The organism is Catenulispora pinisilvae (assembly GCF_015356865.1).
Classification (GTDB): Bacteria; Actinomycetota; Actinomycetes; order Streptomycetales; family Catenulisporaceae; genus Catenulispora; species Catenulispora pinisilvae.
Map to the genome: position 1 here is coordinate 11,359 of NZ_JAAFZA010000093.1, position 26,008 is coordinate 37,366.

Genomic DNA, 26,008 nt, shown 5'->3' on the forward strand with positions numbered 1-26,008 from the left:
GTCGTCTCCGCGGAGACGACACCGGCCACGTCCTGCTTTACCGAACCAGGCGGGTTCGGCGCGGCCGGCTCTACACCAAAGACTCCCGCCAAGCCTGGTGCAGTCCCGCGAAGCGGCCGCTGCCGGCCTCGAGGAGCGCCTCGGGTTCGCCGTCCTCGACGATGCTGCCGTCCTCCATCACCAGGACACGGTGCGCGATCTCGACCGTGGACAGGCGGTGGGCGATGATCAGGGCGGTGCGGTCGGCGAGGATGGTGCGGAGCGCGCGCTGGACCATGCGCTCGCTGGGGACGTCCAGGGAGCTCGTCGCCTCGTCCAGGACCAGGACCGCCGGGTCGGCGATGAAGGCGCGGGCGAAGGCGACCAGTTGGCGCTGGCCGGCGGACAGGCGGCCGCCGCGCTTCTTGACGTCGGTGTCGTAGCCTTCTGGCAGGGCGCTGATGAACTGGTGCGCGCCGATGGCCTTGGCCGCGTGCTCGATCTCGGCGCGGGTGGCGCCCGGGCGGCCGAAGGCGATGTTGTCCGCGACCGAACCGGCGAACAGGAAGTTCTCCTGCGTCACCATCACCACCGCGCGCCGCAGGTCCGTGTCGGCCAGGTCGCGCACGTCCACGCCGTCGACGCGTACGGCGCCGTCCTGCGGGTCGTAGAAGCGGCACAGCAGGCGGGCCAGGGTGGACTTGCCGGCGCCGGTCGCGCCGACCAGGGCCACCGTTTGGCCGGCCGGGACGTCGAGGTTCAGCAGGGGCAGGATCACCTTGCCGCCGGTTCCGATGTCCTCGGCCTCGATGCCGGAGGCGGAGGTCGCGTCCGACTCACGCTTGGGGTAGGCGAACGTCACGCCGTCGAAGGAGACCCGGCCCTGCAACGGTGCGGGCAGCGGCTTCGGCTCGGCCGGTTCCGGGAGTTCGTTGGCCTCCTCCAGGACGCCGGACAGCTTCTCCAGAGCCGCCGTGCCGCTCTGGAAGGAGTTGTAGAACATCGCGATGTCCTCCAGCGGGTTGAAGAACCGCCGCAGGTAGAGGACGAAGCCGACCAGCACGCCGATCTGGATGTTCCCGTCCATCACCCGCAGGCCGCCGTAGATCACCACGGCCGCGGTGACCAGCGCCGCGATGGTCTTCATCCCGGGGATGAAGATGGCCAGCAGGTTCATCGCGCGGGCGTTGGCCGAGCGGAACTCGTTGTTCAGCTGGCCGAAGATCTCCTCGTTGCGCGGTTCGCGGCGGAACGCCTTCACCGCGCGGATCCCGTTGCAGGTCTCGACGAAGTGCACGATCAGCGCCGCGATCGCCTCGCGGGTCCGGCGGTAGGCCGCCGCCGAGTGCCGCGAGAACCAGCGCATCAGCAACAGCATCGCCGGGAACGCCAGCACCACCACCAGGGTCAGCGGGATGTCCAGCACCGCCATCATGACCCCGATGCCGGCCACCGTCAGCAGCGCGTCGAGCAGCCCGTCCAGACCGTTGTCGATCAGGTCGTTCAGGGCGTCCGGGTCGGAGGTCAGCCGGCTGATGACCCGGCCGGAGGTGTAGTTCTCGTGGAACGCCAGCGGCAGCGCCTGGAACTTGGTGAACACCATGCGGCGCAGGTTCAGCAGCATGGTCTGGCCGATGCGCCCGACCTTGTTCAGGAAGATCGCGCGCAGGCCCGAGGCCAGCACGGCTGAGACGATCATCGCCACGAAGACCGCGGTGATCGGGCCCCAGTCCCCGCGCCGCAGCGCCGGGATGCCGTGGTCGATGCCGACCGAGACCAGGTAGGGCCCGGCCATGTTGAAGACGGTCTGCACCAGCACCATGCCGGCGCAGAAGGCCAGCTCCCGGCGGTGCGGGCGGACGAGTTGGCCGAGCAGCCGGCGGCTGCGGGCCCGCAGCCGGATGCCGGCCTTGTCGGGCAGGTCGTCCTTCTTCTCGGTGGCGACGCCCCGCCAGTCGGTGGTCGTCGTGGTCATCGGGACACCTCCATGAGTTCGCTGTCACAGGTGTCGGGCTCGGACTCGTCCGCGGCGTCGACCAGATCAGAGGTCTGCGACAGGATGTCGCGGTAGGCCGGACAGGTCCGCAACAGCTCCTGATGCGTACCGACGGCCGCGATCGTCGTGCCCTCCGGTCCGGGCGGGGAGAGCAGCACCACCCGGTCGGCCAGCAGCACCGTGGACGGCCGGTGCGCGACCACCAGGCCGGTGGTCCCGCGCAGCACGCTGTGCAGCGCCTCCTCGACCTTGCCCTCGGTGTGGATGTCCAGCGCGGACAGCGGGTCGTCGAGCACCAGGATCGAGGGCCGGCCCAGCACGGCGCGCGCCAGCGCGACCCGCTGCCGCTGCCCGCCGGACAGCGTCAGCCCCTGCTCCCCCACCCGGGTGTCCAGCGCCCACGGCAACTCGTTGACGAAGTCGGCCTGCGCGATCGCCAGCGCCTCCTCGACCTGCTCCTGACTGGCGTCCGGGACGCCCATGGTCAGGTTCTCGCGCACCGAGGCGGAGAACAGCGTCGGGTCCTCGAAGGCGCACGCGACCTTGCTGCGCAGCTCGGACAGCGGCAGCTCGCGCACGTCGACGCCGTCCACCAGCACCCGTCCGGAGGTGGTGTCGTACAGCCGGGGCACCAGCGCGGTCAGCGTGGTCTTGCCGCAGCCGGTCGGGCCGACCAGCGCGACCGTCTCACCGGCCGCGACCCGCAGGTCGAACCCGGAGATCACCGGCCGGTCGGAGTTCGGGTAGGTGAAGCTGACGTTCTCGAAGACCAGCTCACCGGCGCTGGCGGGACGCGAGTGCGCGACGGCCTCGGCGTCGGCGATGTTCGGCACGATGTCCAGCACCTCCAGCACCCGCTCGGCCGCGGAGTTCGCCTCCTGGCTCTGCGCCATCAGCCAGGCCATGGACTCGATCGGCCACAGCAGCGTCAGGTACAGCGAGATGAAGGCGACCAGCGTGCCCAGGGTCAGCGCGCCGGAGGACACCGCGTAGGCGCCGATGAGCACGCACAGCGAGAGCACCAGCTGCGGCTGGAGCGCGAACATCGCCCACAGCTCGGACAGGGTCCTGATCTTGCGCAGCTCCAGCGAGCGCAGGGTCTTGGCGTGCTCGTCGAAGCGGCTGTAGAGCAGCCCCTGACGGCCGAACGCCTTGACCGCGCGGATGCCCAGCGCGGACTCCTCGACCAGGGTGGCGACGTCGCCGGCCTGGTCCTGGGCGGCCCGGGACTGCCGGTGGTAGCGGCGGTCGGCCAGCCGGCCGTAGAGGATCAGCGGGACCGACGCGGCGTAGATGATCAGGCCCATCACCGTGTGGATGAAGATCAGGGCCCCGCCGACCAGCAGGAAGGTGGCGCCGTTGACCACCAGGAAGATCAACGCGAAGCCGAAGAACCGGCGCAGGCTGTTGATGTCGCCGGACATGCGGGAGACGAGCTGACCGGACTGCCAGGAGTCGTGGAAGGCCACCGGCAGCTTCTGCAGGTGGCGGTAGAAGGCGTTCCGGATGTCGGCCTCGATGCCCAGGGCGGCGCGTTGGAGGAACCAGCGGCGGAGCCAGAACAGCACGGCCTCGGCGATGCCGAACAACAGGACCAGGCCGCCCAGTGGCCACAGGGCTGCCTTGTTGTGGTGCGCGATCGGACCGTCGATGAGGTCCTTGGTCAACAGGGGTACGGCGACACCCACCAACGTCGCCCCGAGCGCGGACAGGGTCATCAGGACCATCTGTCCGCGATAGGGGCGGATGAAGGGGGTCAGGCGGCGCAGCGAGGCGAACGCGCCGCGCCTGGGTTCGTCTGGGATCTTCGGTTTACTGGTCACTTCCGCTGGCGTCGACTCCATGTGTCGGATGGTAGAGAATGCCTATGACACTTCTCACCTGGTTTTTAGGGAGGAATGTCAGTGGTGGAAAATCGCTTGCCTATTACCGGGGGAACCTGGCAGTCTAAGACTTGGGGACGAGTGTGGGTGAGGCCCATGAGTGAGCCCGATGAGTAGGGTGACGGCACGGCGGCGCGTGGTGCGCCTGGACGGTGCCGACGGCCCGGTCCGGCGGCGCGGCGGCGAGGAGCACATGGCCGCCGAGGAACCGCTGGAGCTGCGTATCGGCGGCCGGCCGTTCACGGTGACGATGCGGACCCCCGGCGACGATTTCGACCTGGTGGCCGGACATCTCACGGCCGAGGGTGTGCTGGCGGCGCCGGACGATCTGGTCCGGATGAAGTTCTGCTCGGCCGACAACGGCTGTTCGTCCACGGCGTACGTGGACGGCGAGGCGTCGCTGGCCTTCGCCGACGGCGACCCCCTGAACATCGTCGACGTGACCCTCGCGCCCGGCGTGGAGCTGCCCGAGGAGCGCCTGCGGCGCTCCTCGTACGTGACCAGCGCTTGCGGGGTGTGCGGTAAGACCTCCATCGACGCCGTGCACGCCGCGGCCCGCTGGCCGGTCGCGCACGACGACGTGAAGGTCTCCGCCGAGACCCTGTTCACCCTCCCGGACCGGATGCGCGAGGCGCAGAAGGTCTTCGCCAAGACCGGCGGCCTGCACGCGGCGGCCCTGTTCAGCGCCGACGGCGAGCTGGTGTGCCTGCGCGAGGACGTCGGCCGGCACAACGCGGTCGACAAGGTCCTGGGCTGGGCCCTGCGCGCCGGCCGGCTGCCGCTGCGCGAGCACGTGCTGGCGGTCAGCGGCCGGGCCTCGTTCGAGCTGGTGCAGAAGGCGGTGGCCGGCGGGATCCCGGTGCTGGCCGCGGTGTCGGCGCCGTCGTCGCTGGCGGTGACCCTCGCGGCGGAGTCGGGGTTAACACTTATCGGGTTCCTGCGGGGGCGGACGGCGAACGTGTACTGCGGGCCGGAGCGGATCATCGACTGATCCGGACCGGTCAGGCAGACCGCGCGTCCCCGCCCGGCCGCTGTTCGGCGGGGCGTTCGGCCGCCGTCGCCCGGCGGGCCCGCTTGCCACGGGCGACCTCGGTCGCCAGCGCGTCCAAAGGCTGGGCGAACTGCCGCATCGGGTCGGCCAGTCGGGCGAGCCAAGCCTGAGCGGCGTCCAGACCCTGCGGGTCGAGCGCGTACAGCCGACGGTTGCCGTCGGCGCGCACGGACACCAGCCCGGCGTCGCGAAGCACCTTGAGATGCTGCGAGACGCCGGGCTGCGAGATCGGCGTACGCTGGCGCACCGCGTCGACGATCCCGCCGGCCGGCTGCTCGCCGGCGGCCAGGAACTCCAGCACGTACCGGCGAACCGGGTCGCCCAGCGCGTCGAAGAGGCCCCCCGGACCTGAGACGGTCAAGAAGCCGAGCCGTCCTCGGGGCCGACCGTGTAGAACCGCACGGTCCGCTCGGCGGCCGCACGCGCCGCCGCCGGTTCCTCCCCGTCACCGATCGCCGCATCGGCCCACCCGGTCGCGGCGGTGCGGACGAACTCCTTTCCGTCGGGGGTGGTCGGGTACGCCATCCCCTCGGCCGGGTCCACGGGCTTCCCGGTCGACAGGTGCAGCTCCAGACCGGTCAGCGCGAGGTCCCAGCCGACGCCGACGGCACCGGGCCCGTAGGTCCCCCAGATCTCCGGATCGACCTGCGACTCGTGCATCAGCTCCAGCTCAGTGCCGTCGCCCTCGGGACTGAGGGTGACCCGCACCCACGAAACCTGGGTCTCCCACTCCCAGGTGAGGGCGAGCAGCTTCGGGGCCTCGCACTGCTCGACGGTGCCGCCGGCGTTGCCCTCCAGCTGATAGCGGCCGCCGACCCGCAGTTCGCCGCTGACCGGCAGGAACCAGCGCGGGATCCGCTCGGCGTTGGTCAGTGCGTCCCAGAGATCGGCCTGGTCCGTGGCAAACGTGCGGCGCGCGACGGCGATCTTGGTGGGCACGCCCTCTCGGGATCCGCTGCGGACCTGCCGGGTGACGAGCCCGGCGATGACGGCGGGGTTGGGAAGCATGCGCATCGACCTCTCTCTATAAGTTGCTACTTATAGAGGAACATGAAGTCGATCAGTTGGCAAGCCGACCCGCCGGACAGCTGCCGAAAAGCCGCGGACCGCTGCCGAAGAGCTAGGACCGCTACCAAGAAGCCCAGGCCGCTGCCGAAGGGCCCGGACCGCTACCGGAAGACCCCGGTGTGCCCCAGCGAATACCGCCCCGGCTGCGGGTACACCGCCAACCCGTGCGGACCGCGCCCGACCTTGATCCGGGCCAGCAGCCGGCCGTCCGTGGTCGAGATCGCGTACACCTCGGAGTCGTAGCGCCCGGACAGCCACAGCACCTTGCCGTCCGCCGACACGCCGCCCATGTCCGGCGAGCCGCCGCCGGGCAGCTGCCACTTCGCGCGGGGCTCGCCGGTGGCGAAGTCGAACAGCGTGATGCTGCCCTCGCCGCGGTTGGAGACGTACATGGTCGTGGAGTCGCGCGAGACGTACAGGCCGTGCGCACCCTTGCCGGTCGGGATCAGGCCGGTCACCTTGAAAGCGTCGCCGTTCACGGTCCACAGGCCGTTCGCGACCATGTCCGCGACGTAGAAGACCCGGCCGTCCGGCGAGATCTTCACGTCCTGCGGCATCGAGCCCTGCATCGGCAGGTCCACCACGCCGATCAGGGCGCGCTTCTTCGTGTCCACCTTCAGCAGCTGCCCGGAGAACTCACAGGACACGATGAAGTACGAACCGTCCGGCGCGAAGTCGGCGTGGTTCACGCCCTGGCACGGGACCGGCAGCACCTTCTGGACGGCCATGGTGTGCGGGTCGCGGAAGACCAGCTGTTTGTCCATGCTGGCCATCACGACGGCCGACCCGCCGTCCGGCGTGAAGTAGAGGTTGTACGGGTCGTGGACCGGGATCGGCGCGCCGGCCTTGCCGGTGAAGGGGTCGATCGGGGTCAGGCTGTTGCCGAGGTCGTTGTTGACCCACAGCGTCTTCAGGTCCCACGAGGGGACCACGTGCTGCGGCTCGTGGCCCACCTTCATCGTCTCGATGACGTGGTAGTCCGCCGGGTCGATCACCGTGACGGTGTCGCTCTCGGTGTTCGGCACGTAGACCCGCGGCAGGGCCGAGGCGATCACCGGGGACACCATGCCGGCGCGGTCGAAGGCGTACAGGTCGGCGGGATCGTAGCCGGGCATGCCGGGGAGCGCGGCGGGCCGCAGCGTGCCGGCGCTTCGGGCCGAGCCGCCGGCGAGCGGGCCGCCGGAGGCCGCCATCGCGGAGGCCTGGGGTGCGGCGCCTTGGGCGGCGGCCGAGCCGGCGGTCGTGTCCATCCCGGCCATGCCGGTGCCGGTGTGGGCCGAGCCCTTCGCGGAGTCCCCGCTGTCGTTCCAGACCCCGCGATCGGTCGCCACCCAGACCCCGGCCCCGATCACTCCGGTGGCGATCAGCGTGGCCGCGGCCCGGCGCATGCGCACCTGGCGGGACGGGGGCGCGGTGCCGCCGCTGTGGGTGCCTCGCGGGGTGGGCGTCACGAGAACAGCTCCGATGTGGTGACGGCGGCCAGGCCGCGGGCTTTCAGACCGGCCAGCACGGCCGGCAGCGCGGTCACCGTGTGCTGGTGCCCCAGGTGCATCGACACGACGGCCCCGGGGTGGACCGCGGCCAGCAGCCGCTCGGTGATCTGCGCGGCCGACGGGTCCTCGTAGTCCAGCGGGTCCACGTCGTAGGACAGGACCGTGCGATAGCCGGCCCGGCGGGCCTGCTCGACCAGCATCGGGTTGGCGTGCTGGGTCTGCGAGGGCCGGAACCAGACGCCGGGCGAGCCGGTGAGCTTGCGCAGCCGGGCCGCGCAGGCCTCGATCTCGGCGAAGGCCGCGGACGGCGACAGGCGGGAGATGTCCACGTGGTTCTCGGTGTGGTTGCCGAGTTCGTGGCCGCCGTCCAGGACCCGCCGCGCCATCTCCGGATTCCCGCCGAGCCAGCGGCCGACCGCCAGCACGGTCAGCCGGGCGTCGTCGGCCTCGGCCTCCTTCAGGAGGGACTGCGCGAGCTGCGGGTCGCCGTCGCCGTGGAAGGTCAGGGCGACCTGCGCCCGGCCGGTCGCGGCGTGGTCGACCTCGGTGAAGGCCTGGGTCTGGGTCCGGGCCAGGTCTTGGGCTCTTGCTTCGGCTTGGGCTTGGGCTGTTGCTTCGGCTTGGGTGCGGCTGGAGGGCGACGTGGAGGCGGCCCCGGGGGCGGACGCGGACGTCGGTGCCGGCGATACCGCCGGTGCCGCCGCTCCCGCCGCCCGCGCGCCGGACCCCTGGCTCGCGGCCGGTTCCGTCCGCGCCGCCTTCCCGTCCGAGCACGCCGCCAGACCGGCCGACGCGGCGGCCGTCCCCAACACGGCCAGCCCCGCCCGCAGCGCGGTACGTCGGTCCGGTGCGTTCACGGGCCAAGAGCCTAGGTCGGACACCGTCCGTTTTCCGGTGTTTGGTCCGCGTGCCGCCTTAAGTGCGATCAGCGTTTCACCCGATCGGGAGTCATCAACCCTCTTGTATCGGCCGCTACTGGCGAGTAGTTTTCAACGGATCGTCCAATACTCCGTCGTCGGGAGCGGGAGCAGCCGTGGGACGCAAGATATTGATCTTCGCCGGCGCCCTGGCGCTGGCCGCCGAGGCGCTGGGCACGCTGGTCGTGGCCGCCGCCTTCTACGGGTTCGTGGCCTTCGGCAACGGCGTCAAGTTCGGCCCGGCCGGTCCCGGCCTGCTGAAGATCGTCGCCGTCGCCCTGAACCTGGCCCTGTGCGCGGCCCTGTTCCTGGGGGCGGTCATCCTGATCCTGGCCGCGTTCGGCATGGTGTTGAACAGCTTCATGCAGGGCCTGATGATGGCGATCGCGGCCCTGCAACTGTTCGTCACGATAGTGGTCACGGGGCTGACCGGCTGGACCCAGCTGTTCATCCTCGGCGGCATCTTCGTCCTGGTGGCCGGCGCCCTCGCGGTGGCGATGGTGACGCCGAACGCGCCCACGCCGGAGCCCGGCCCGGTGGACGGCGCACCGACGCCCGCCTGAGGGCCGCCGGGCCCCGTTAGAGTCGGGACATGCCCACGACACCACCGCCGATCGTCCTGGCCTCCGCCTCCCCCGCCCGGCTGGCCCTGCTCCGTGGCGCCGGCTTCGACCCGCGCGTCGTGGTCAGCGGCGTCGACGAGGACGCGATCGAGGAAGCGCTCGGCCCGGACGCCACGCCGTACGAAGTCGCGCTGGCCCTGGGCAAGGCGAAGTGCCAGGCCGTCGCCGCGCTCCCGGAGACCCACGGCGCCCTGGTCATCGGCTGCGACTCGATCCTGGAATTCCAGGGCCGGGCCCTGGGCAAGCCGGACACCCCGGAAGAGGCGGTCGCCCGCTGGTACGCCATGCGCGGCCGCAGCGGCGTTCTGCTCACCGGTCACTGGCTGGCCGACCGCGCCACCGGTAAGGAAACGGGCGAGGTCGCCGCGACCGTCGTGCACTTCGGCGAGCCCAGCGATGAGGAAGTCCTCGCCTACGTCGCCACCGGCGAACCGCTGCGGGTGGCCGGTGCGTTCACGATCGACGGCCTCGGCGGGGCGTTCGTGGACCGGCTGGAGGGCGACCACTCGAACGTGGTCGGGCTGTCGAAGCCGTTGCTGCGCAAGCTGATGGCGGAGTTGGGGCTCAACTACACGGCGTACTGGCAGAATCCAGCGCAGTGAATCCAGCGCAGTGATTCCAAGCACAGTGATCGACAACGGCGGGAAGCCCCTGGAAGGGACTTCCCGCCGTCGACGTTACACACCGGCTCACATTGGCTCATACCGGCGCTGACCGCACCGGCTGAGCCGAGGCCTTACAGAGGCGCCTTACAGACCCTGCCCGAACGAGGACATCAGCTTCTGCACGTCGATGTTGGTGACGTCGCCCGGCGCGGTGACGGCGCCGGCGGTCTGGCTGAACTTGGCGTCCACCGGCAGGTGACCGCCGCCGGTCTGGCTCGACGGCAGGAACTGCGCCAGGTCCACCTGCAGTTCGCTGATCTGGCCGCTCTTCAGCCAGACGTTGAACGTGACGTTCTCGCTGTCCGGGACCGAGTTCAGGCCCTGGCGGAGCTTGTCGATGTCCGCCTTCGACTTGCCGGGCACCGCGCTCAGGGTCGGGGTGATGGCCTGGAGCACGTCCTGGCCGATGACCTTGACCTTGCCGCTGACCTCGTACTGCCCGCTGCCCTTGTCCGTGACGGTGGCGTCCTGGGTCAGGGCCTTCATCAGGTTGGACTCGATGCCGGCCAGCATCTGGGTGCCGGCCGAGGTGCTCGGGGCGGTGCTGGAGCCGCCGAGGTCGCTGTTGCCGAGGTTCTGCGCCATCTGCTCCAGGTTCTTCACGTCCGAAGCGCTGACCCCCACCCACTTGCCGGCCATCAGGGCCTGCAGCGGCGCCTGGAAGTCCGCCGGGGCCTGGCTGAGCTGGCTGTTCAGGTCCGAGGCCGACTTGCCGGCCAGCTGCAGGAACTGCGGCATGTTGGCCTTCGCGTACAACGCGCCGCCGACCATCCGGACGTCCAGGAAGTCGGTGCCGCCGGCCGTCAGGTCGAGCTCGACGTTCGGGTTCTCACCGGCCTTCAGGTCCTTCAGCGGCTTGTCGGAGCTGGCCGTGAACTTCACGACGATGCCGCCGTTACTGAACAGGCTCTTGGCGATCTGCGCGGACTGCGGGTCGCTGTCCTTGTTCATCGCCGCGATCATCGCGTCGTCCGGCTTCAGCGAGAGCTGGAAGGCCTCGGCGTTGCCGCTGTTGATGTTGTGCACCGCGGCCGCCAGCGCCTCGGTCGGGTTCTTGCTACCGCCAGTCCCCCCACCGGTGCTGCCGGAAGAGGAGCACGCGGTCAGCGAGAGCCCGGCGACGGCGCCGACAGCGATCGTCATCGTCAACGCGCGCACCGGACGCTTTGTGGATATGAACGTCGTCTGTGGCATTGCTGGGAACCCCCCACTTAGCCGAGCCTTAACTTTTCCTCTAACTCTCTTAACTGTACCCGCAGGGCCCGACTGACCGGATGCGACTTAGGGCGGAATCTGGGAATCCACCTACAGATGACGTGATCTTGCCTAAGTACTCCCTGCGGCGTACGCCGACGGGCGCATCGGTCACCGGGCTTGCGGGAACGCCGACGCGCGCCAGCCACCAGGACCGGGGTGCAACGGGGCGCGCACGTTCCGTTCCCTCGCGGTCCAGCCGCCGCGCTTTGCCTTTGCGGCGCCATCGTTACTGGATCGTGACGCCGTCCCGGCGACCGCGGCGGCGATGACCGCCACCACCACGGCTACTTCCTCAGCAGTGGGATTACCGTTCAGGACCCTGATTTCGGGGGCTGACACCGCCTGCGCCCCGGCGTCGGCCGGGGCGGCCGGCACGCCCTGTGTCCCGGCGCTCACAGCGGGATGTTCCCATGCTTCTTCGGCGGCAGCGTCTCGCGCTTGGAACGCAGCGCCCGCAACGCCTTCACGACGTAGACCCGGGTCTGTGCCGGCTCGATCACCGAGTCGACGTAACCGCGCTCGGCGGCGTCGTAGGGGTTCAGCAACTCGTCCTCATACTCCTGGATGAGGCGCGCCCGCTCCGCGGCCGGATCCTCTGAGGCCGCCAATTCCTTGCGGTACAAGATGTTCACCGCGCCCTGCGCGCCCATCACCGCGATCTGCGCGGTCGGCCAGGCGACGTTCAGGTCGGCGCCGAGGTGCTTGCTGCCCATGACGTCGTAGGCGCCGCCGAAGGCCTTGCGGGTGATGATGGTCAGCAGCGGCACCGTGGCCTCGGCGTAGGCGTAGATGAGCTTCGCGCCGCGCCGGATGATGCCGTTCCACTCCTGGTCGGTGCCGGGCAGGAAGCCGGGGACGTCGACGAAGGTGAGCACCGGGACGTTGAACGCGTCACAGGTGCGCACGAAGCGCGCGGCCTTCTCGGAGGCGTCGATGTCCAGGCAGCCGGCCAGTTGCAGCGGCTGGTTGGCGACGATGCCGACGGTACGGCCCTCGACCCGGCCGAAGCCGACCACGATGTTCGGCGCGAACAGCGACTGCACTTCCAGGAAGTCGGCGTCGTCGAGCACGTGCTCGATGACCTTGTGGATGTCGTAGGGCTGGTTCGCCGAGTCCGGGACCAGAGTGTCCAGCTCCCGGTCCGCGGCGGTGACTTCGAGCTCGCCGGGAACGTCGTACTCCGGGGCGTCCTCAAGGTTGTTGCTCGGCAGGAAGGAGAGCAGACCCTTGACGTAGTCGATGGCGTCCTTCTCGTCCGCGCCCATGTAGTGCGCGTTGCCGGACTTGGTGTTGTGGGTCCGGGCACCGCCCAGGTCCTCCATCGAGACGTCCTCGCCGGTGACCGTCTTGATGACGTCCGGGCCGGTGATGAACATCTGCGAGGTCTGGTCGACCATCACCACGAAGTCGGTCAGCGCCGGGGAGTAGACGTGCCCGCCGGCCGCCGCGCCCATGATCAGCGAGATCTGCGGGATGACGCCGGAGGCCAGTACGTTGCGGCGGAAGATCTCGCCGTACAGGCCGAGCGAGACGACGCCCTCCTGGATCCGCGCGCCGCCGCCCTCGTTGATCCCGACGATCGGGCAGCCCAGCTTCAGCGCCAGGTCCAGCACCTTGACGATCTTCTCGCCGTACACCTCGCCGAGCGCCCCGCCGAACAGCGTGACGTCCTGCGAGAACACGCACACCTGGCGGCCGTCCACGGTCCCGAACCCGGTGACCACACCGTCGGTGTAGGGCCGGTTCCGCTCCATCCCGAAGCGCGCCGACCGGTGCACCGCCAACTCGTCGAGCTCCATGAAGGAGCCGTCGTCGAGCAGGTACTCGATCCGCTCGCGGGCCGTCATCTTCCCCTTGGCGTGCTGCTTCTCCACCGCACGCTCGTTGCCGGCGTGGATCGCGGTGTCCAGGCGCGAGCGGAGCTCCGCGAGCTTGCCGGCCGTGGTGTGGGGTGCGTCGTTTGAGGGGGCTTCGGCGTCGGTCACGTGGTCACTGTAATGCGTACCCAGGCAATAGCCTCGTGGGATGACTAGTGACTCGCCTTACAGTGATTTGGACCGCCCGCCACTGCGCGAGCTGGCACTGAGCAAGGCGGTCGGGCGCCCGGGCGGGCTCTGGCGGCGGATCGAGGTGGTGGCCGAGACCGCGTCCACCAACGGCGATGTGGCCGACGCCGCGCGGGCCGGGGCGCAGGAGGGTTATGTCCGGGTCGCCGAGGTGCAAAGCGCCGGGCGGGGGCGGCTCGGGCGGACGTGGTCGGCGCCGCCGCGATCCGGGTTGTTCCTGTCGGTACTGCTCCGCCCGAGTGATGTCCCGGCGGCTCGGTGGGGGTGGCTGCCGCTGTTGGTCGGGACGGCGGCGCGGACCGCGGTGGACGCGGTGAGCGGGGTGCCGGTCAAGTTGAAGTGGCCGAACGATCTGATCGTGGTCGATGACACACCGAGTGACGCACCGAGTGACGCACCGGGTACCGAAGCGGCCGCCGGCGGTTCCGATCCGGCGGCCGACGCCTACGGCGCCGCCCGCAAGCTCGGCGGCATCCTGGTCGAGCGGGTCGACACCGCCCAGGGCCCGGCCGCGGTCGTCGGGCTGGGGCTCAACGTCTCATTGCGCCGCGATGAGCTGCCGGCCCCGCACGCGACCTCGCTGGTGCTCGAGGGCGCGAAGGCCGCCGACCGCGACCCGCTGTTGCGGGCCCTACTGCGCGAGCTTGAGCGCTGGTACACCGACTGGAGCGTCACCGGCGGCGACCCGATGGCCTCCGGCCTGCTGTCCGCGTATGCCGCCTCCTGCGCGACCATCGGGCGCCGGGTGCGGGTGGAGCTGCCTGCCGGCGAGCCCGTGGTGGGCGAGGCCGTGGGGCTGGACGGAGACGGGCGGCTGCTCGTACGGACCGCGGCCGGGGAACGGGCGTTCGGGGCCGGGGATGTCGTTCATCTCAGATGACAAGACCCTGTCACCGGCAAGTAACTGCCAACCACTCCTATTGTCTGCAAGTATGCGTGGCGACAAGACACCTTCGCTTCCTCACAGGGGGGAGGCGCGGAGCTGAGGGAGTAGTGACGGTAATGGGTTACCCCAAGCACCTTCTGGCGCCCGGCGAGCAGATCGACCTCGCGATGCGCCCGCATTGGAAGGCGCTGATCCTCCCGGTGCTGAACCTGATCGTGGCGGTCGCCGTGTTCGGCGCCGCAGTCGGTCTGACCAGCGGCGACACCCGCAAGTACTCAGCCATCGGAGTCGGCGCGCTGGCCGTGATCGACCTCATCATCTTCACGGTCCGGCCCTGGGTCATCTGGCTGAACAAGAACTACATCGTCACGAACAAGCGCCTGATCATCCGCGAGGGCTTCATCCACCGCGAGGGCCGGGACATGCCCCTGGTGAAGATCAACGACGTGTCGTTCAAGCACAACGGCCTGCTGGACCGGATCCTGGGCTGTGGCACGCTGGTGGTGGAGTCGGCCGGCGAGCACGGTCAGGAGCAGTTGGAGGACATTCCGCACGTGGAGTCCACCCAGCGGGAGCTGACCACCCTGATCAGCAACGTCGGCCCCACCGGCACGGCCGAGCTGACCGAGCCCGAGGAACAAGAGCACCACCGCAAGAAGTAGTACCCGGCGATTCGACGGCGACCAGGGCAGGAGCAGCGGAAGACGATGGCGCGCATGGTGCCGGGGGATGGCGGGCGCGACGCGGCCCGGAACGGCGGCGGCATTGCCGACTCGGCACCGGATGCCGGGGCGGCCGAGTCGGAACAAGCCGCCGAGACGGCCGAGACGGCCGAATCGACACAGTCGGCACCGGCCGCCGAGTCCGCCGGAACCACCGGAACCACCGGAACCACCGCCTCCGGAGCGTCATCCGGCGCCGGCTCCGCCCGGTCCGGCCTCCCCGACGTCCCCGACCTCCCCGACGTCCCCACGACGGCGGGGGAGGCCGCACCGTCGGAAGACCAGGCCCAGGCCTGGGCCGCCGCCAAGCGCAAGGCCAACGGCGACGAGCTGGAGGCGCTGCTGCTCGGCGGCGTCCCCCGGCACACCGCCTACGAGGTCTGCAAGGCCGCCGGCATCCCCTACGACGAGGCCCGCCGCTACTGGCGCGCGATGGGCTTCGCCGACGTCGGCCAGGCCCGGGCCTTCACCGACGCCGACGTCGACGCGCTGCTCCGGCTCGGCGGCATGCCCCGCAGCGGGCTGTTCACCGAGGAGTTCGCGATCCAGGTCGCCCGCTCCATGGGCCAGACCACGGCCCGGCTGGCCGAGTGGCAGGTCGACGCGCTGTTCGACGCCTTCGACACGGCCGGCGTCGGCTCGGCGGAGATGGCCGAGTTCGGCTACCGGATCGGCCGCCGGGTGCTGCCGGAGCTGGAGGAGCTGCTGGTCTACGTCTGGCGCCGGCAGCTGGCCGCGGCCGCCGGCCGGGTCCGGCAGCAGCTCCAGGAGCACGCCGAGGGCCAGCAGGCCGTCGGCTTCGCCGACCTGGTGTCCTTCACTCGGCTCTCGCGCCAGCTGTCCGAGGAGGAGCTGGCCCGGCTGGTCTCGGTGTTCGAGGCCACCGCCGCCGACACCGTCGCGTTCGGCGGCGGGCGGCTGATCAAGACCCTGGGCGATGAGATCATGTTCGCCGCCGACTCCCCGGCGCGGGCCGCGCGGATCGCGCTGGACCTGCTGGCCTCGATGCGGCGCACGGAGGCGGTGCCCGAGCTGCGGATCGGCGTGGCGTACGGGCACGTCGTGCAGCGCAACGGCGACATCTACGGGACCACGGTCAACCTGGCCGCGCGGCTGACGTCGCTGGCCGAGCCGGACCAGATCGTGGTGGACCCGGAGCTGGCCAAGGCGCTGGACCCGGACGCGGCGTTCGCGCTGGCGCCGATCGGGACCCGGATGGTGCGCGGGCTCGGGGAGATCGAGGCTTCGGCGCTGACGCCGGCCGAGTGACCGGCACCGCGAACGCCGGCGGAGTGACCGGCGCCACGTTCGGTTCCACACTTTGAGACCCGCTACTAGCATCGATCTCATGACCGATATGCCGACAGCGTTGTCGCTCCGGGAAGTGGGGCCGCGCGACGGCCTGCAGAACGAAGACCCGGTCTCCACCGAGACCAAGCTCGAACTGATCGACCGGCTCTCGCACACCGGCGTGTCGCGGATCGAGGCGGTGTCGTTCGTCCACCCCCGCGCGATCCCGCAGATGGCCGACGCCGCCGAGGTCGCCGCGCAGATGACCCGGGCCGCCGGGATCCGCTACTCGGCGCTGGTGCCGAACCTCAGGGGCGCCGAGCGGGCCCTGGACGCCGGGTTCAACGAGATCGAGGTTGTCGTCTCCGCCTCGGACACGCACAACAAGAAGAACCTGAACCGCGGCACCGCCGAGTCCCTGGACGACATCGCCGCGATCATCGACCTGGCCCACAGCCGCGGCGCCACGGTCCAGGTGATCACCTCCACGGCCTGGGGCTGCCCGTACGAGGGCGACATCCCCACCGAGCGCGTGCTCTGGGTGGTCGACACGGCGGTCGCGCACGGCGCCGACTCCCTGTCCTTCGGCGACACCACCGGCATGGCCACCCCGACCCGGGTCACCCGGCTGATCGGCGAGACCCGCTCGGCGCACGCCGACAAGCCGCTGAACCTGCACTTCCACAACACCCGCGGCACCGGCCTGGCGAACGTCCTGGCCGCGCTGCAACTCGGCGTCACCGACTTCGACGCCTCGGTCGGCGGCCTCGGCGGCTGTCCCTACGCCCCCGGCGCCTCCGGCAACATCGCCACCGAGGAGCTGGTGCACATGGCCGAGGACATGGGCATCGACACCGGCGTCGACCTCGATGCGCTGCTGGACACCGCGGCTTACGCCGAGCAGGCCGTCGGGCGGACGCTGCCTTCGCAGGTGCTGCGGGCCGGACCGCGGACCCGGCTAGCGCAGAGCTGAGCCGGGCTAAGCCGGGCTGAGCCGAGCCGAACCGGGCTGAGCCGGGCTGACGGGAACCCGACATCGGCTGAGCGGCCCGCGTCGGCCGGCCGATGTCACCCGCCGACCCGGGTCCGGCTACTCCCGGACCGCGGGCCCCGCGTCCCCGGCCTGCGCCAGAGCCCGTTCCCAGGCCTCCTCGCCGCGCGCGCGTCGCAGCTGGTCGCGGACGTATTCGGACACGGACACGCCCAGCTCGGCGGCCCGGGTGCGGGCGGCGGCCAGGCCGTCGTCGGGCGGGGACGTGGGGGGCTGGGGTCCGGTCACGTCGGGCCACGGTACCGACACCCGGCGTGGATCTCGTGGACCGTCGCCCAGACGGGTGAAGTGGCACAGCCCGGGGAGATCACCTAGCGTGGTCCCGTGATTTCGTACGGCGGGCCCCGCGGCGATGGCTGACCCAGCCTCGGTCCGGCTGCGTGCGCTCACCGACCTGGCCCGCGGACTGGCGCGGGTGCACGGGTTCAGCGAGGTCATCTCGGTGGCCGCCGAGGAGTCGCGCAAGGCGCTGGACGCGCGGGTGGTCTCGCTGTCGGAGTTCGTGCGGGCCACCGGACAGCTGCGGGTGCTGATCAACCACGGCGACCTGCTGCCGTTCGAGGAACGCTTCCCCGAGGAGGAGTGGTACGCCCCCTCCGACTTCCCGCGCATCGTCAGCGAGGAGTACCCGCGGCCGTGGACGCTGCGCAGCGACGACGGGAACGCCGACCCGCGGCGCACCGCCTCGCTGCGGCTGCGCGAGCGGCACAGCGCGCTGATCGCCCCGATCTTCTTCGCCGGCCAGGTCTGGGGCGAGCTGTACGCCGCCCGCACCGCCGACCAGGAGCCCTACACCGACGCCGACCTGGACTTCGCGGCCACGCTCGCGGCCCTGGTCAGCGCCGGGCTGGCGCAGGCCGACCGGCAGGAGTACCTGGAGCGGCTGGCCTACACCGACGAGCTGACCGGGCTGGCCAACCGGCGGGCCATCGAGGTCGGCCTGGACGAGGCGATGGAGCTGCACCGGCTCACCGGGCTGCCGGTGGGCCTGATCATCTGCGACGTGAACGGCCTGAAGCAGGTCAACGACACCTCCGGGCACGACACCGGGGACGCCGTCCTGGAACAGCTGGCCGGACACCTGTCCGCGGTGGCTGGCACCGTCAACGGCGCGCTGGCGGCGCGGATAGGCGGTGACGAGTTCGCGGTCCTGGCGGTCGGCCAGCCCTGGTCGGCGGTGACCCAGCTGGCCGAGGACCTGGCGGCCCGGGCCGCCAAGCTGGAGGGCATCGCCGGCGCCGCGGTCGGCTACTCCGCCACCGACGGCCCGGCCGGTCCGGTGGCCAACCGGGACACCCTCTTCCGGCTCGCGGACGCGGCCCAGTACGAGGCCAAGCGCGAGGGCATCCAGCGGCCCATCCCGGCCGCCGCGCGGCACCTGATCCGGGTGCAGGAGGCAGCCGCCGACGGGACCGCCGCGTCCCGCGACCGGCGCCGGATACGCCGCGGACGTTGACCGGCCCCGTACCACGCCGACCATGACATATACGGAAAAGCTTGACGTATCAGCCCTCGATGTCAAGCTGACCCCATGGCCACCGTTCTCGGCACCGACATCGACCTGTCCGACAACCGTTTCTGGGCCCTCCCCTACGACCAGCGCATGGCCGCCTTCGCCGAACTCCGGGCCCTGGCCACGGCCCCGCTGTTCGCCGAACCCCGCTTCCCGCTCATCAGGCCCGGCGCCGGTTACTACGCGCTGACCCGGCACGCCGACATCGTGGAGGCCAGCCGCCACCCGGAGGTCTTCAGCAGCGAGCCCACCTCCAACAGCATCCCGGACATGCCGCGCTTCCTGGCCACCTACTTCGGCTCGATGATCAACATGGACGATCCCCGGCACGCCCGGCTGCGCCGCATCGTCTCCCGGGCCTTTACCCCGAAGCTGGTGACCGGCCTGAAGACGGAGATCGAGGCCACCGCCGCGCAGATCGTCGATGGCCTGCTGGCCCGCCGCGCCGGGGACTTCGTCGCCGAGGCCGCGGCCCGGCTGCCGATCCAGGTCATCTGCGACATGATGGGCATCCCCGAGGACCGGCACGCCATGGTCCACGCGCACACCAACCGCATACTGGCCGGCAGCGACCCGGAGTTCACCGGTGTGCCGCAGGACGCGGGCCCGCTGCGCACCAAGCTGGTCGGGCCGGTCGCGATGTACCGCCTGGTCCGGGCCGGACGCCAGCTGCACCGCCTGGCCGCGGCCCTGGGCCGGGAACGCCGCCGGCACCCCACCGACGACCTGACCTCCAAGCTGGTCAACGCCGACCTCGACGGCGACGCCCTCACCGACCAGGAGTTCGGCTCGTTCTTCATCCTCCTGGTGGTCGCCGGGAACGAGACCACGCGCACCACGCTCTCGCACGCCCTGATGCTCCTCACCGACCATCCCGACCAGTTGGAACTCCTGCGGAGCGACTTCGACCGGCACATCGTCGGCGCCCTGGACGAGATCCTGCGCCACGCGACCCCGGTGACCCAGTTCCGGCGCACCCTGACCCAGGAATACGACCTGAACGGCACGCCGCTCAAGAAGGGCGACAAGGTCCTGCTCTTCTACAACGCCGCCAACCGCGACCCGGACGTCTTCGACGACCCCGACCGGTTCGACATCACCCGCACCCCCAACCCACACCTGAGCTTCGGCGGCCCGGGCCCGCACTTCTGCCTCGGCGCGCACCTGGCCCGGACGGAGATGACGGCGCTGCTGCGGGAGCTGTTCGCCCGGGCCCCGTCGATCCGGGCGGTCGGCGAGCCGGACCGGCTGACCTCCAGCTTCATCAACGGGATCAAGCGGCTGCGCTACGAGATCGACGAGATCGAATAAAAGCGCGGTTGTCAGCGGCCGCGGATACGTTGGTGCGATGAGCACTCTCGAAAACCGGCCGAACAAGGCCGTCCTGGTCATCGACGTGCAGAACGGCGTCGTCGCCGGGAACCACGAGCGCGACGCCGTCGTGGCCAACATCAACACCGCGGTCGGCAAGGCCCGCGCCGCCGGGGTCCCGGTCGTCTGGATCCAGGACACCGGGGGCGAGCGCGCGCCCGGCACGGAACCGTGGAAGATCGTGCCGGAACTGGACCCGCGCCAGGACGAGCCGCAGGTGCAGAAGCAGTGGGGCGACTCCTTCGAGGAGACCGAGCTGGAGTCGGTGCTGGCGGGCCTGAAGGTCGGCGCCCTGGTGGTGACCGGCGCGCAGACCGACGAATGCGTCCGCTCCACCCTGCACGGCGCCATCGTCCGCGGCTACGACGCCCTCTTGGTGAGCGATGCGCACACCACAGAGGACAGCACCGCCTACGGCGCCCCGGCCCCTGACGCGGTCATCGCGCACACCAATCTGTACTGGAAGTACCACGAGGCTCCGGGCCGCACCGCCGGGACCGTGACCACCGCGGACCTCAGCTTCGACCAGGGCTGAGGCCGACCAGCGCGCATAAGGCAGTGGTGAGGCGGGGCTGAGGCGGGGAAAGGCGGGCTGAGGCGCTACGAAGCGTGCGTCGAGGCCCGCCGCCGCCGCTGCCGGCGCGCCAGGTCCCGCCGCCGCGAGTGGTAGGCGAACATCAGCGCCACCGCGGCCGCGACCAGCCCGCCGAAGGCGAAGACCAGGTTCGAGTACGACAGCTGCGCGGGCGGCGGGGGCGGCACGATGGTCCCGGCGCCCCGGTGGATCGGGGCCTGCGCGCCGCCGGGCGCCTCCTGGTACTCCCAGGTCAGCGACGTGTAGCCGAGCACCACCTTCTCGAACTTCGCCTGCGGCACCGGGGTCGGCGCCGGGGCGGGCGCCGGCGTCTTCCCCTTCTCCTTGCCGGTGGCGGCCGGGGCCGGCGTGCTCGGCGGCGGGGCGGCCGTGGGCTCCGCGGTCTGGAACAGCGAGCCGTCCGCGTTCGCGTCCTGGACGCTGATCACCGTGGCGTCCTTGAGCGCGAAGGAGAGGTAGCCGTAGCCGCTGCCCGGCCCGCCGAACCCCTCCACGTGCAGACAGCCGAACGGCTCCCCGGCGGCCGCGGCCAGCCGCAGCTTCGGCGACACGTTCGGGTCGATGCTCTCCAGCAACTCCAGGTTCTGGTACGGGTGCCGGCCGTCGCCCAGCGCCGGCGGGATCATCCCCGCCGGTCCCACCGACAGGATCGGCAGCGCGCCGGCGGCCGGCTCGGGTATGCCGGTCGGGCCGGAGGTCGCGGGGTGCGTCCCGGCCGAGTAGGCCGGTATCTGCAAGAAGATCTTGTTCGCCGCCGTGGCGTGCGCACCGGAGGTGTCGCAGGGCCCGGTCGAGGTCGGGATCGCCTGGCTGACGTACGGCGGCGCGGTCCAGCCCGGATAGGGCGTCGTGGAGTTCGACCACGAGGGCGAGCCCGACGAGGTGGGGGTGGCCGGCGGCGCGCCGGGCGTGCTGCCGGTCGTGGTCGGCGCCGCGCCGGTGACCGTGAACGTCGCGTTCGCCGAGGCGTTCTGCGCCGCGCCGCTGGCGGTCGCGTGGATCGTGTGCGGGCCGGGGCCGGCCGGCGCCGGCACCGCCAGCGCGGCGGTCGCCGTGCAGGTCTGGTCCAGCATCGCCGAGCCCAGCGGGGTGGCGTCGAAGGTGAAGGTGACCTGGCCCCCCAGGCAGGCCGCCGCGCCGCCGCGGGCGTTCAGGTGGAAGCTGGCGGTGAACGGCGAGTTGGCGACGCCGCTGTTCGGACCCAGCGTCAGGCTCGCCGAGGCGTGCGCGGCCTGGGCCGGGGCCGCGGCGACGACCCCCAGCGCCACCGTGGCCAGGCAGGCCCCCGCGACACCCGCCACGACCGACCGCTTACCGCGTTGTCCTCGCACCCCACCCACGCCTCTCGGGAATCACAACCCGAGGTCGTCGAGCTCCTTCATGAGGTCCGACCGCGGACTGCCCGGGAGACTACCGCCCTTGGCCGATTTCCGGCCACCGTCCTTGGTCGGCTGGGACAAGATCTTGGTGTCGGACAGGCCGCCGTCGCCGACCTGTTCCGCGCTCGCGCCGCCGGACGTCAGGGCCGCGGCCCCGCGCTCGCGCAGCAGCCAGCCGGCCGCCACGCCGCCGATCGCCCCGCCGAAGTGGGCGAGCCAGGACACGTGCGGCACACCTGGCAGCGCGGCGGTGAGCAGGTAGGCGTAGGACAACGCCATGACGCAGCCGATCAGCACGTCCGCCAGGTGCCGGTCGAACAGGCCCTTCACGATGACGTAGGCGAAGTACCCGTAGACCAGGCCGGAGGCGCCGACGGTGTTCGAGTTGCCCTGCGCGAACCAGACCATCAGCCCGCTGCTGAAGGTGATGATCAGGGTCACCATCAGGAACTTGCGGACGCCGCGGTAGGCGGCCAGGAACCCGAAGACGAACAGCGGCCCGCTGTTGCTCTCGATGTGCTGCCAGCTGTAGTGCAGGAACGGGGCGGAGACGATGTCGCCGAGGTGGCCGACGTTGCGCGGGACGATGCCGAAGTGGGTGGACAGCCGGTAGTCGGTCGCCCAGTTCACCACCTGCACCGCCCAGATGGCGGCGATGAAGCCGACCATGACGTACAGCGCCTTGCGCGCCTCGTACAGGACCTCCTCGGCACTTCTGCCGTCCCAGGAGCCTGGCCCGTCCATCTGGTCCCCCAAGTGTCGCGTTGTATCGCGTTCTGAGAGAAAGCGTAGCGGTCGCTGTTCGAGGACGCATCCACCTTGAGGGGGAGAAAACACGCGCCGAAAGGCTCAAAGTGCTACCTCCGTAGGTAGAGCCAGCCCGCCCGAAGTGGCGCGAACCACGTCCCCATCGTGAGGCCGCATCACGCGTACGGCCCTAAACTGCGAATCGACCACCCACTGGGAAGGATTGCCGCCGTGCGCAAGGTTCTGATCGCCAATCGTGGCGAGATCGCGGTCCGGGTCGCCCGGGCCTGCCGGGACGCCGGCATCGGCTCGGTCGCCGTCTACGCCGACCCGGACCGGGACGCGCTGCACGTGCGGGTCGCCGACGAGGCCCACGCGCTGGGCGGGTCCACCCCCGGCGAGTCCTACCTGGTGATCGACAAGCTGCTGAAGGCCGCCGCCGACTCCGGCGCCGACGCGGTGCACCCCGGTTACGGGTTCCTGTCCGAGAACGCCGAGTTCGCCCAGGCCGTCATCGACGCCGGGCTGACCTGGATCGGCCCGCCGCCGGCGGCGATCAGTTCGCTCGGGGACAAGGTCTCGGCCCGGCACATCGCGCAGCGCGCGGGCGCCCCGCTGGTGGCCGGCACCCCGGACCCGGTGACCGGGGCCGACGAGGTGGTGGCGTTCGCCCGGGAGTACGGGCTGCCGGTGGCGATCAAGGCGGCGTTCGGCGGCGGCGGGCGCGGGCTGAAGGTGGCGCGCACGCTGGAGGAGATCCCCGAGCTGTACGAGTCGGCGGTGCGTGAGGCTGTCACCGCGTTCGGGCGCGGCGAATGCTTCGTCGAGCGCTACCTGGACCGGCCGCGGCACGTGGAGACCCAGTGCCTGGCCGACCAGCACGGCAACGTCGTGGTGGTGTCGACCCGCGACTGCTCGTTGCAGCGCCGGCACCAGAAGCTCGTCGAGGAGGCCCCGGCGCCGTACCTCGACGAGGCGCAGATCGCGGAGCTGTACCGGGCCTCGAAGGCGATCCTGAAGGAGGCCGGCTACTACGGCGCCGGGACGTGTGAGTTCCTGGTCGGCCAGGACGGCACCATCTCGTTCCTGGAGGTGAACACCCGACTCCAGGTGGAGCACCCGGTCAGCGAGGAGGTCACCGGGCTGGACCTGGTCCGGGAGATGTTCCGGATCGCCGACGGCGAAGAGCTCGGCTACGGCGACCCGGAGGTCCGCGGCCACTCCTTCGAGTTCCGGATCAACGGCGAGGACCCGGGCCGCAACTTCCTGCCGGCCCCCGGCGTGGTGACCGTGTGGCGGCCGCCGTCGGGCCCGGGCGTGCGCCTGGACTCCGGGATCGAGCAGGGCGCGGAGATCGGGCAGAACTTCGACTCGCTGCTGGCCAAGCTGATCGTCTCCGGCCGGGACCGGAAGCAGGCCGTGGAGCGCGCGCGCCGGGCGCTGGCCGAGTTCGAGATCGACGGCATGCCCACCGCGCTGCCGTTCCACCAGGCGGTGATGTCCGACCAGGCGTTCACGCCGGAGCAGGGCCCGTTCCACGTCCACACCCGCTGGATCGAGACCGAGTTCGACAACCGGATCCCGGCGTTCGCCGGTGCCCCCGGCGAGGTCGCCGAGGCCGCCGAGCGGACCAGGGTGGTCGTCGAGGTCGGCGGGAAGCGGCTGGAGGTGACGCTGCCGGCCGAGCTGGGGGTGTCGGCCTCGGGCGGAGCCGGCGGCGGCCGCGGCAAGGCGGCGCCGAAGCGGGCCGGCGGGGCCAAGGCCGGCGCCGCGGCGTCCGGCGACTCGCTGACCGCGCCGATGCAGGGCACGATCGTCAAGGTCGCGGTCGAGGACGGGCAGGAGGTCGCCGTCGGGGACCTGATCGTGGTGCTCGAGGCGATGAAGATGGAGCAGCCGATCAACGCGCACAAGGCGGGGACCGTGACGTCGATCGCGGCCGAGGTCGGGACGACGGTCACGGCCGGCACCGTGCTGTGCGAGATCAAGGATTGAGCACAGATTTAAGGGTTGAACACAGGTTTTAGGATTCAACACGGGTTTTAGGATTCAATACAGATCAAGGACTGAAGTCCGGCGTAGCCGGTCCGGCCCGCTGCACGCGAAGGCGTGCAGCGGGCCTTCCCGTGCCCGGTCGGCTAGCCTCGCTGAATGGAACAAGATCTCGCCCGCCGGGGAAGGAGGACCTTCGCGGTCCTCCTTGCGGGCTTCGCTCTCCTGCTTTCGGTATTCACTCTGGGCGGCGGCGGCACGGCCTACGCCGCCGACTCCACGGTCGACTCGGTCGCGGCCGCGCTGAAGGAAAAACCGGTGTATGTCGACCCGGACTCCTCGGTGCAGTTGACGTCGGCCCAGGTCGATTCGCTGGTCTCGCAGATCAAGGGGATGCACTCCGGTGTTCCGGTGTACATCGCGCTGCTGCCGGACAACTCGACCTTCAACCAGCCCACTCTGCTTCAGCAGCTGCGCACCAAGGTCGGGCAGTCCGGCGTCTACGCCGCGAACCTCGGGCACAGCTTCCAGGCGCTCGACTTCTCCGGGCGGCTGCGATCGGGGCAGGCCGACGGTTTGGCGCGGGCTGCGGCGGCAGGCAGCGGTGGGAACCTCGACTCGGCACTGACATCGTTCGTGTCCTCGGTCGACTCGGCGGTGACCGCTGACGGCCGCGGCAGTCCGAACGGCAATCCGAACGGGAAGTCGTCGTCCTCGAAGTCCGGGTCGGGCGCGCTGGTCTTGATCCTGGTGCTGGCGGTCATCGCCGGCGGCGGCTACCTGGCCGTGGCCGCGCGCAAGAAGCAGCGGACGAATCGGCGGCGGGCCGCGGAGCTGGACGGGTTGAAGCGTGCGGTGGACGAGGACATCACCGCCTATGGCGAGGTGCTGGACCGGCTGGACTTCTCCCCCGGCGACCCGGCCGCGACCGACGAGATGCGGGCCGACTACAGCAGAGCGCTGGATCAGTACGAGGCGGCCAAGGCAGCGGCCGCGGCGGCACAGCGTCCTGAGGACATGAAGAGCGTGACCGAGGCGCTGGACGAGGGCCGGTTCGCCTTGGCGACGCTGGACGCGCGGCGTCACGGAACGCCGCTGCCGGAGCGGCGGCCACCGTGCTTCTTCGACCCGCGCCACGGGCCTTCGGTCGGCGAGGTGACGTGGGCGCCGCCGGGCGGTGCGCCGCGTCCGGTTCCGGCGTGCGCCGCGGACATGACGCGGGTGGACACCGGGCAGCAGCCCCAGGTGCGGCAGGTGGAGACGGCGTACGGACCGCAGCCCTATTACAACGCGGGTCCGGCGTACGCGCCTTGGGCCGGCGGGTACTTCGGCGGTTCGGTGCTGCCGGCGCTGATGATCGGGACGATGATGGGCTCGATGTTCGGCGGGAACGAGACCTACGTCGAGAACAACTACTACGACAACGGTGGCGGTGGTTGGGGCGACGGGGGCGCGGGCGGCTCC

At 70.9% G+C, this 26,008-nt stretch carries 24 protein-coding genes; 12 read left to right on the forward strand and 12 right to left on the reverse strand.

Annotated features, from left to right (window positions below):
* Positions 1-70: 70 nt before the first annotated feature.
* Positions 71-1,954 carry an ABC transporter ATP-binding protein gene (locus IZR01_RS24385; protein ID WP_194894262.1) on the reverse strand — a complete coding sequence of 628 codons (1,884 nt, stop codon included), beginning with the start codon at positions 1,952-1,954 and terminating at the stop codon, positions 71-73.
* The gene (locus IZR01_RS24390) at positions 1,951-3,819 is read right to left on the reverse strand and encodes an ABC transporter ATP-binding protein (RefSeq protein ID WP_194894261.1); all 1,869 of its coding nucleotides are present in this window, start codon (positions 3,817-3,819) and stop codon (positions 1,951-1,953) included. The genes IZR01_RS24385 and IZR01_RS24390 overlap by 4 nt, the downstream gene beginning before the upstream one ends.
* Positions 3,820-3,967: 148 nt before the next feature.
* Here IZR01_RS24390 and fdhD point away from each other — a divergent pair, with 148 nt between their 5' ends.
* A complete protein-coding gene (fdhD, locus tag IZR01_RS24395) occupies positions 3,968-4,849 on the forward strand; it encodes a formate dehydrogenase accessory sulfurtransferase FdhD (RefSeq protein ID WP_194894260.1) in 882 nt (293 codons plus the stop codon).
* 10 nt (positions 4,850-4,859) lie between these two features.
* Here the strand turns inward: fdhD and IZR01_RS24400 are convergent, their stop codons facing one another.
* The 4 genes from IZR01_RS24400 to IZR01_RS24415 all read right to left on the reverse strand — a co-directional run bounded on the left by IZR01_RS24400 (position 4,860) and on the right by IZR01_RS24415 (position 8,327).
* A complete protein-coding gene (locus tag IZR01_RS24400; RefSeq protein ID WP_194925212.1) occupies positions 4,860-5,270 on the reverse strand; it encodes an ArsR/SmtB family transcription factor in 411 nt (136 codons plus the stop codon).
* Positions 5,267-5,923 carry an SRPBCC family protein gene (locus IZR01_RS24405; RefSeq protein ID WP_194925213.1) on the reverse strand — a complete coding sequence of 219 codons (657 nt, stop codon included), beginning with the start codon at positions 5,921-5,923 and terminating at the stop codon, positions 5,267-5,269. Before IZR01_RS24405 ends, IZR01_RS24400 begins: the two co-directional genes overlap by 4 nt.
* A 155-nt stretch (positions 5,924-6,078) precedes the next feature.
* Positions 6,079-7,227: a YncE family protein gene (locus IZR01_RS24410; RefSeq protein WP_194925221.1), complete on the reverse strand. Its 1,149-nt coding sequence runs from the start codon at positions 7,225-7,227 to the stop codon at positions 6,079-6,081.
* A 197-nt stretch (positions 7,228-7,424) separates the two neighbouring features.
* Positions 7,425-8,327 carry a polysaccharide deacetylase family protein gene (locus IZR01_RS24415; protein WP_194925214.1) on the reverse strand — a complete coding sequence of 301 codons (903 nt, stop codon included), beginning with the start codon at positions 8,325-8,327 and terminating at the stop codon, positions 7,425-7,427.
* Positions 8,328-8,503: 176 nt separating this feature from the next.
* Here IZR01_RS24415 and IZR01_RS24420 point away from each other — a divergent pair, with 176 nt between their 5' ends.
* Both IZR01_RS24420 and IZR01_RS24425 read left to right on the forward strand, forming a co-directional pair.
* Positions 8,504-8,950, forward strand: a complete 447-nt coding sequence (locus tag IZR01_RS24420) for a hypothetical protein (RefSeq protein WP_194894256.1) — start codon at positions 8,504-8,506, stop codon at positions 8,948-8,950.
* Positions 8,951-8,979: 29 nt separating this feature from the next.
* On the forward strand, positions 8,980-9,612 hold the full coding sequence (locus tag IZR01_RS24425; RefSeq protein ID WP_194894255.1) for a Maf family protein: 633 nt from the start codon (positions 8,980-8,982) through the stop codon (positions 9,610-9,612).
* Positions 9,613-9,759: 147 nt separating this feature from the next.
* Here IZR01_RS24425 and IZR01_RS24430 read toward each other — a convergent pair whose 3' ends face one another.
* The 3 genes from IZR01_RS24430 to IZR01_RS24440 form a co-directional block, all read right to left on the reverse strand.
* Positions 9,760-10,869 (reverse strand): hypothetical protein, encoded by a 1,110-nt coding sequence (locus tag IZR01_RS24430; RefSeq protein ID WP_194925215.1) that lies wholly within the window; start codon positions 10,867-10,869, stop codon positions 9,760-9,762.
* Between the two features lie 171 nt (positions 10,870-11,040).
* Positions 11,041-11,328 (reverse strand): acyl-CoA carboxylase subunit epsilon, encoded by a 288-nt coding sequence (locus tag IZR01_RS24435; protein WP_323747084.1) that lies wholly within the window; start codon positions 11,326-11,328, stop codon positions 11,041-11,043.
* Positions 11,325-12,917: an acyl-CoA carboxylase subunit beta gene (locus tag IZR01_RS24440; protein ID WP_194894253.1), complete on the reverse strand. Its 1,593-nt coding sequence runs from the start codon at positions 12,915-12,917 to the stop codon at positions 11,325-11,327. The genes IZR01_RS24435 and IZR01_RS24440 overlap by 4 nt, the downstream gene beginning before the upstream one ends.
* Positions 12,918-12,957: 40 nt before the next feature.
* Between IZR01_RS24440 and IZR01_RS24445 the strand changes: the two genes are divergently transcribed.
* The 4 genes from IZR01_RS24445 (at position 12,958) to IZR01_RS24460 (ending at position 16,869) form a co-directional block, all read left to right on the forward strand.
* The gene (locus tag IZR01_RS24445) at positions 12,958-13,878 is read left to right on the forward strand and encodes a biotin--[acetyl-CoA-carboxylase] ligase (protein ID WP_194925216.1); all 921 of its coding nucleotides are present in this window, start codon (positions 12,958-12,960) and stop codon (positions 13,876-13,878) included.
* A gap of 122 nt (positions 13,879-14,000) precedes the next feature.
* A complete protein-coding gene (locus IZR01_RS24450) occupies positions 14,001-14,546 on the forward strand; it encodes a PH domain-containing protein (protein WP_194894251.1) in 546 nt (181 codons plus the stop codon).
* Between the two features lie 54 nt (positions 14,547-14,600).
* A complete protein-coding gene (locus IZR01_RS24455; protein WP_194925217.1) occupies positions 14,601-15,875 on the forward strand; it encodes an adenylate/guanylate cyclase domain-containing protein in 1,275 nt (424 codons plus the stop codon).
* Between the two features lie 79 nt (positions 15,876-15,954).
* The gene (locus IZR01_RS24460) at positions 15,955-16,869 is read left to right on the forward strand and encodes a hydroxymethylglutaryl-CoA lyase (protein WP_194925218.1); all 915 of its coding nucleotides are present in this window, start codon (positions 15,955-15,957) and stop codon (positions 16,867-16,869) included.
* Between the two features lie 117 nt (positions 16,870-16,986).
* Here the strand turns inward: IZR01_RS24460 and IZR01_RS24465 are convergent, their stop codons facing one another.
* On the reverse strand, positions 16,987-17,175 hold the full coding sequence (locus tag IZR01_RS24465; protein WP_194894248.1) for a hypothetical protein: 189 nt from the start codon (positions 17,173-17,175) through the stop codon (positions 16,987-16,989).
* Between the two features lie 124 nt (positions 17,176-17,299).
* Here IZR01_RS24465 and IZR01_RS24470 point away from each other — a divergent pair, with 124 nt between their 5' ends.
* The 3 genes from IZR01_RS24470 (at position 17,300) to IZR01_RS24480 (ending at position 20,366) form a co-directional block, all read left to right on the forward strand.
* A complete protein-coding gene (locus tag IZR01_RS24470) occupies positions 17,300-18,403 on the forward strand; it encodes a GGDEF domain-containing protein (protein ID WP_194894247.1) in 1,104 nt (367 codons plus the stop codon).
* Positions 18,404-18,478: 75 nt separating this feature from the next.
* Positions 18,479-19,771 carry a cytochrome P450 gene (locus IZR01_RS24475; RefSeq protein WP_194925219.1) on the forward strand — a complete coding sequence of 431 codons (1,293 nt, stop codon included), beginning with the start codon at positions 18,479-18,481 and terminating at the stop codon, positions 19,769-19,771.
* 37 nt (positions 19,772-19,808) lie between these two features.
* A complete protein-coding gene (locus IZR01_RS24480; RefSeq protein ID WP_194894245.1) occupies positions 19,809-20,366 on the forward strand; it encodes an isochorismatase family protein in 558 nt (185 codons plus the stop codon).
* A gap of 65 nt (positions 20,367-20,431) precedes the next feature.
* On the opposite strand, the gene IZR01_RS24485 is transcribed toward IZR01_RS24480, so the two are convergent.
* Entirely contained in the window at positions 20,432-21,727 is a 1,296-nt protein-coding gene (locus IZR01_RS24485) for a hypothetical protein (protein WP_194894244.1), read from the reverse strand.
* A 51-nt stretch (positions 21,728-21,778) separates the two neighbouring features.
* Positions 21,779-22,549, reverse strand: a complete 771-nt coding sequence (locus tag IZR01_RS24490) for a rhomboid family intramembrane serine protease (RefSeq protein WP_194894243.1) — start codon at positions 22,547-22,549, stop codon at positions 21,779-21,781.
* A gap of 234 nt (positions 22,550-22,783) precedes the next feature.
* On the opposite strand from IZR01_RS24490, the gene IZR01_RS24495 reads away from it, so the two are divergent.
* Both IZR01_RS24495 and IZR01_RS24500 read left to right on the forward strand, forming a co-directional pair.
* Positions 22,784-24,547 (forward strand): acetyl/propionyl/methylcrotonyl-CoA carboxylase subunit alpha, encoded by a 1,764-nt coding sequence (locus IZR01_RS24495; RefSeq protein WP_194894242.1) that lies wholly within the window; start codon positions 22,784-22,786, stop codon positions 24,545-24,547.
* A 156-nt stretch (positions 24,548-24,703) separates the two neighbouring features.
* Positions 24,704-26,008, forward strand: a 1,305-nt coding sequence (locus tag IZR01_RS24500) for a hypothetical protein (RefSeq protein ID WP_194925220.1), incomplete at its 3' end; no start/stop codon positions are given.

Excerpts from the sequence above, each read along its gene's own strand:
- IZR01_RS24455 (WP_194925217.1), top strand. The coding sequence starts at position 14,601 with ATGGTGCCGGGGGATGGCGGGCGCGACGCGGCCCGGAACGGCGGCGGC.
- IZR01_RS24390 (WP_194894261.1), bottom strand. The coding sequence starts at position 3,819 with ATGGAGTCGACGCCAGCGGAAGTGACCAGTAAACCGAAGATCCCAGAC.
- IZR01_RS24430 (WP_194925215.1), bottom strand. The coding sequence starts at position 10,869 with ATGCCACAGACGACGTTCATATCCACAAAGCGTCCGGTGCGCGCGTTG.
- IZR01_RS24460 (WP_194925218.1), top strand. The coding sequence starts at position 15,955 with ATGACCGATATGCCGACAGCGTTGTCGCTCCGGGAAGTGGGGCCGCGC.
- IZR01_RS24410 (WP_194925221.1), bottom strand. The coding sequence starts at position 7,227 with ATGGACACGACCGCCGGCTCGGCCGCCGCCCAAGGCGCCGCACCCCAG.
- IZR01_RS24480 (WP_194894245.1), top strand. The coding sequence starts at position 19,809 with ATGAGCACTCTCGAAAACCGGCCGAACAAGGCCGTCCTGGTCATCGAC.
- IZR01_RS24405 (WP_194925213.1), bottom strand. The coding sequence starts at position 5,923 with ATGCGCATGCTTCCCAACCCCGCCGTCATCGCCGGGCTCGTCACCCGG.
- IZR01_RS24450 (WP_194894251.1), top strand. The coding sequence starts at position 14,001 with ATGGGTTACCCCAAGCACCTTCTGGCGCCCGGCGAGCAGATCGACCTC.
- IZR01_RS24470 (WP_194894247.1), top strand. The coding sequence starts at position 17,300 with ATGGCTGACCCAGCCTCGGTCCGGCTGCGTGCGCTCACCGACCTGGCC.
- fdhD (WP_194894260.1), top strand. The coding sequence starts at position 3,968 with ATGAGTAGGGTGACGGCACGGCGGCGCGTGGTGCGCCTGGACGGTGCC.
- IZR01_RS24385 (WP_194894262.1), bottom strand. The coding sequence starts at position 1,954 with ATGACCACGACGACCACCGACTGGCGGGGCGTCGCCACCGAGAAGAAG.
- IZR01_RS24475 (WP_194925219.1), top strand. The coding sequence starts at position 18,479 with ATGGCCACCGTTCTCGGCACCGACATCGACCTGTCCGACAACCGTTTC.
- IZR01_RS24490 (WP_194894243.1), bottom strand. The coding sequence starts at position 22,549 with ATGGACGGGCCAGGCTCCTGGGACGGCAGAAGTGCCGAGGAGGTCCTG.
- IZR01_RS24445 (WP_194925216.1), top strand. The coding sequence starts at position 12,958 with ATGACTAGTGACTCGCCTTACAGTGATTTGGACCGCCCGCCACTGCGC.
- IZR01_RS24425 (WP_194894255.1), top strand. The coding sequence starts at position 8,980 with ATGCCCACGACACCACCGCCGATCGTCCTGGCCTCCGCCTCCCCCGCC.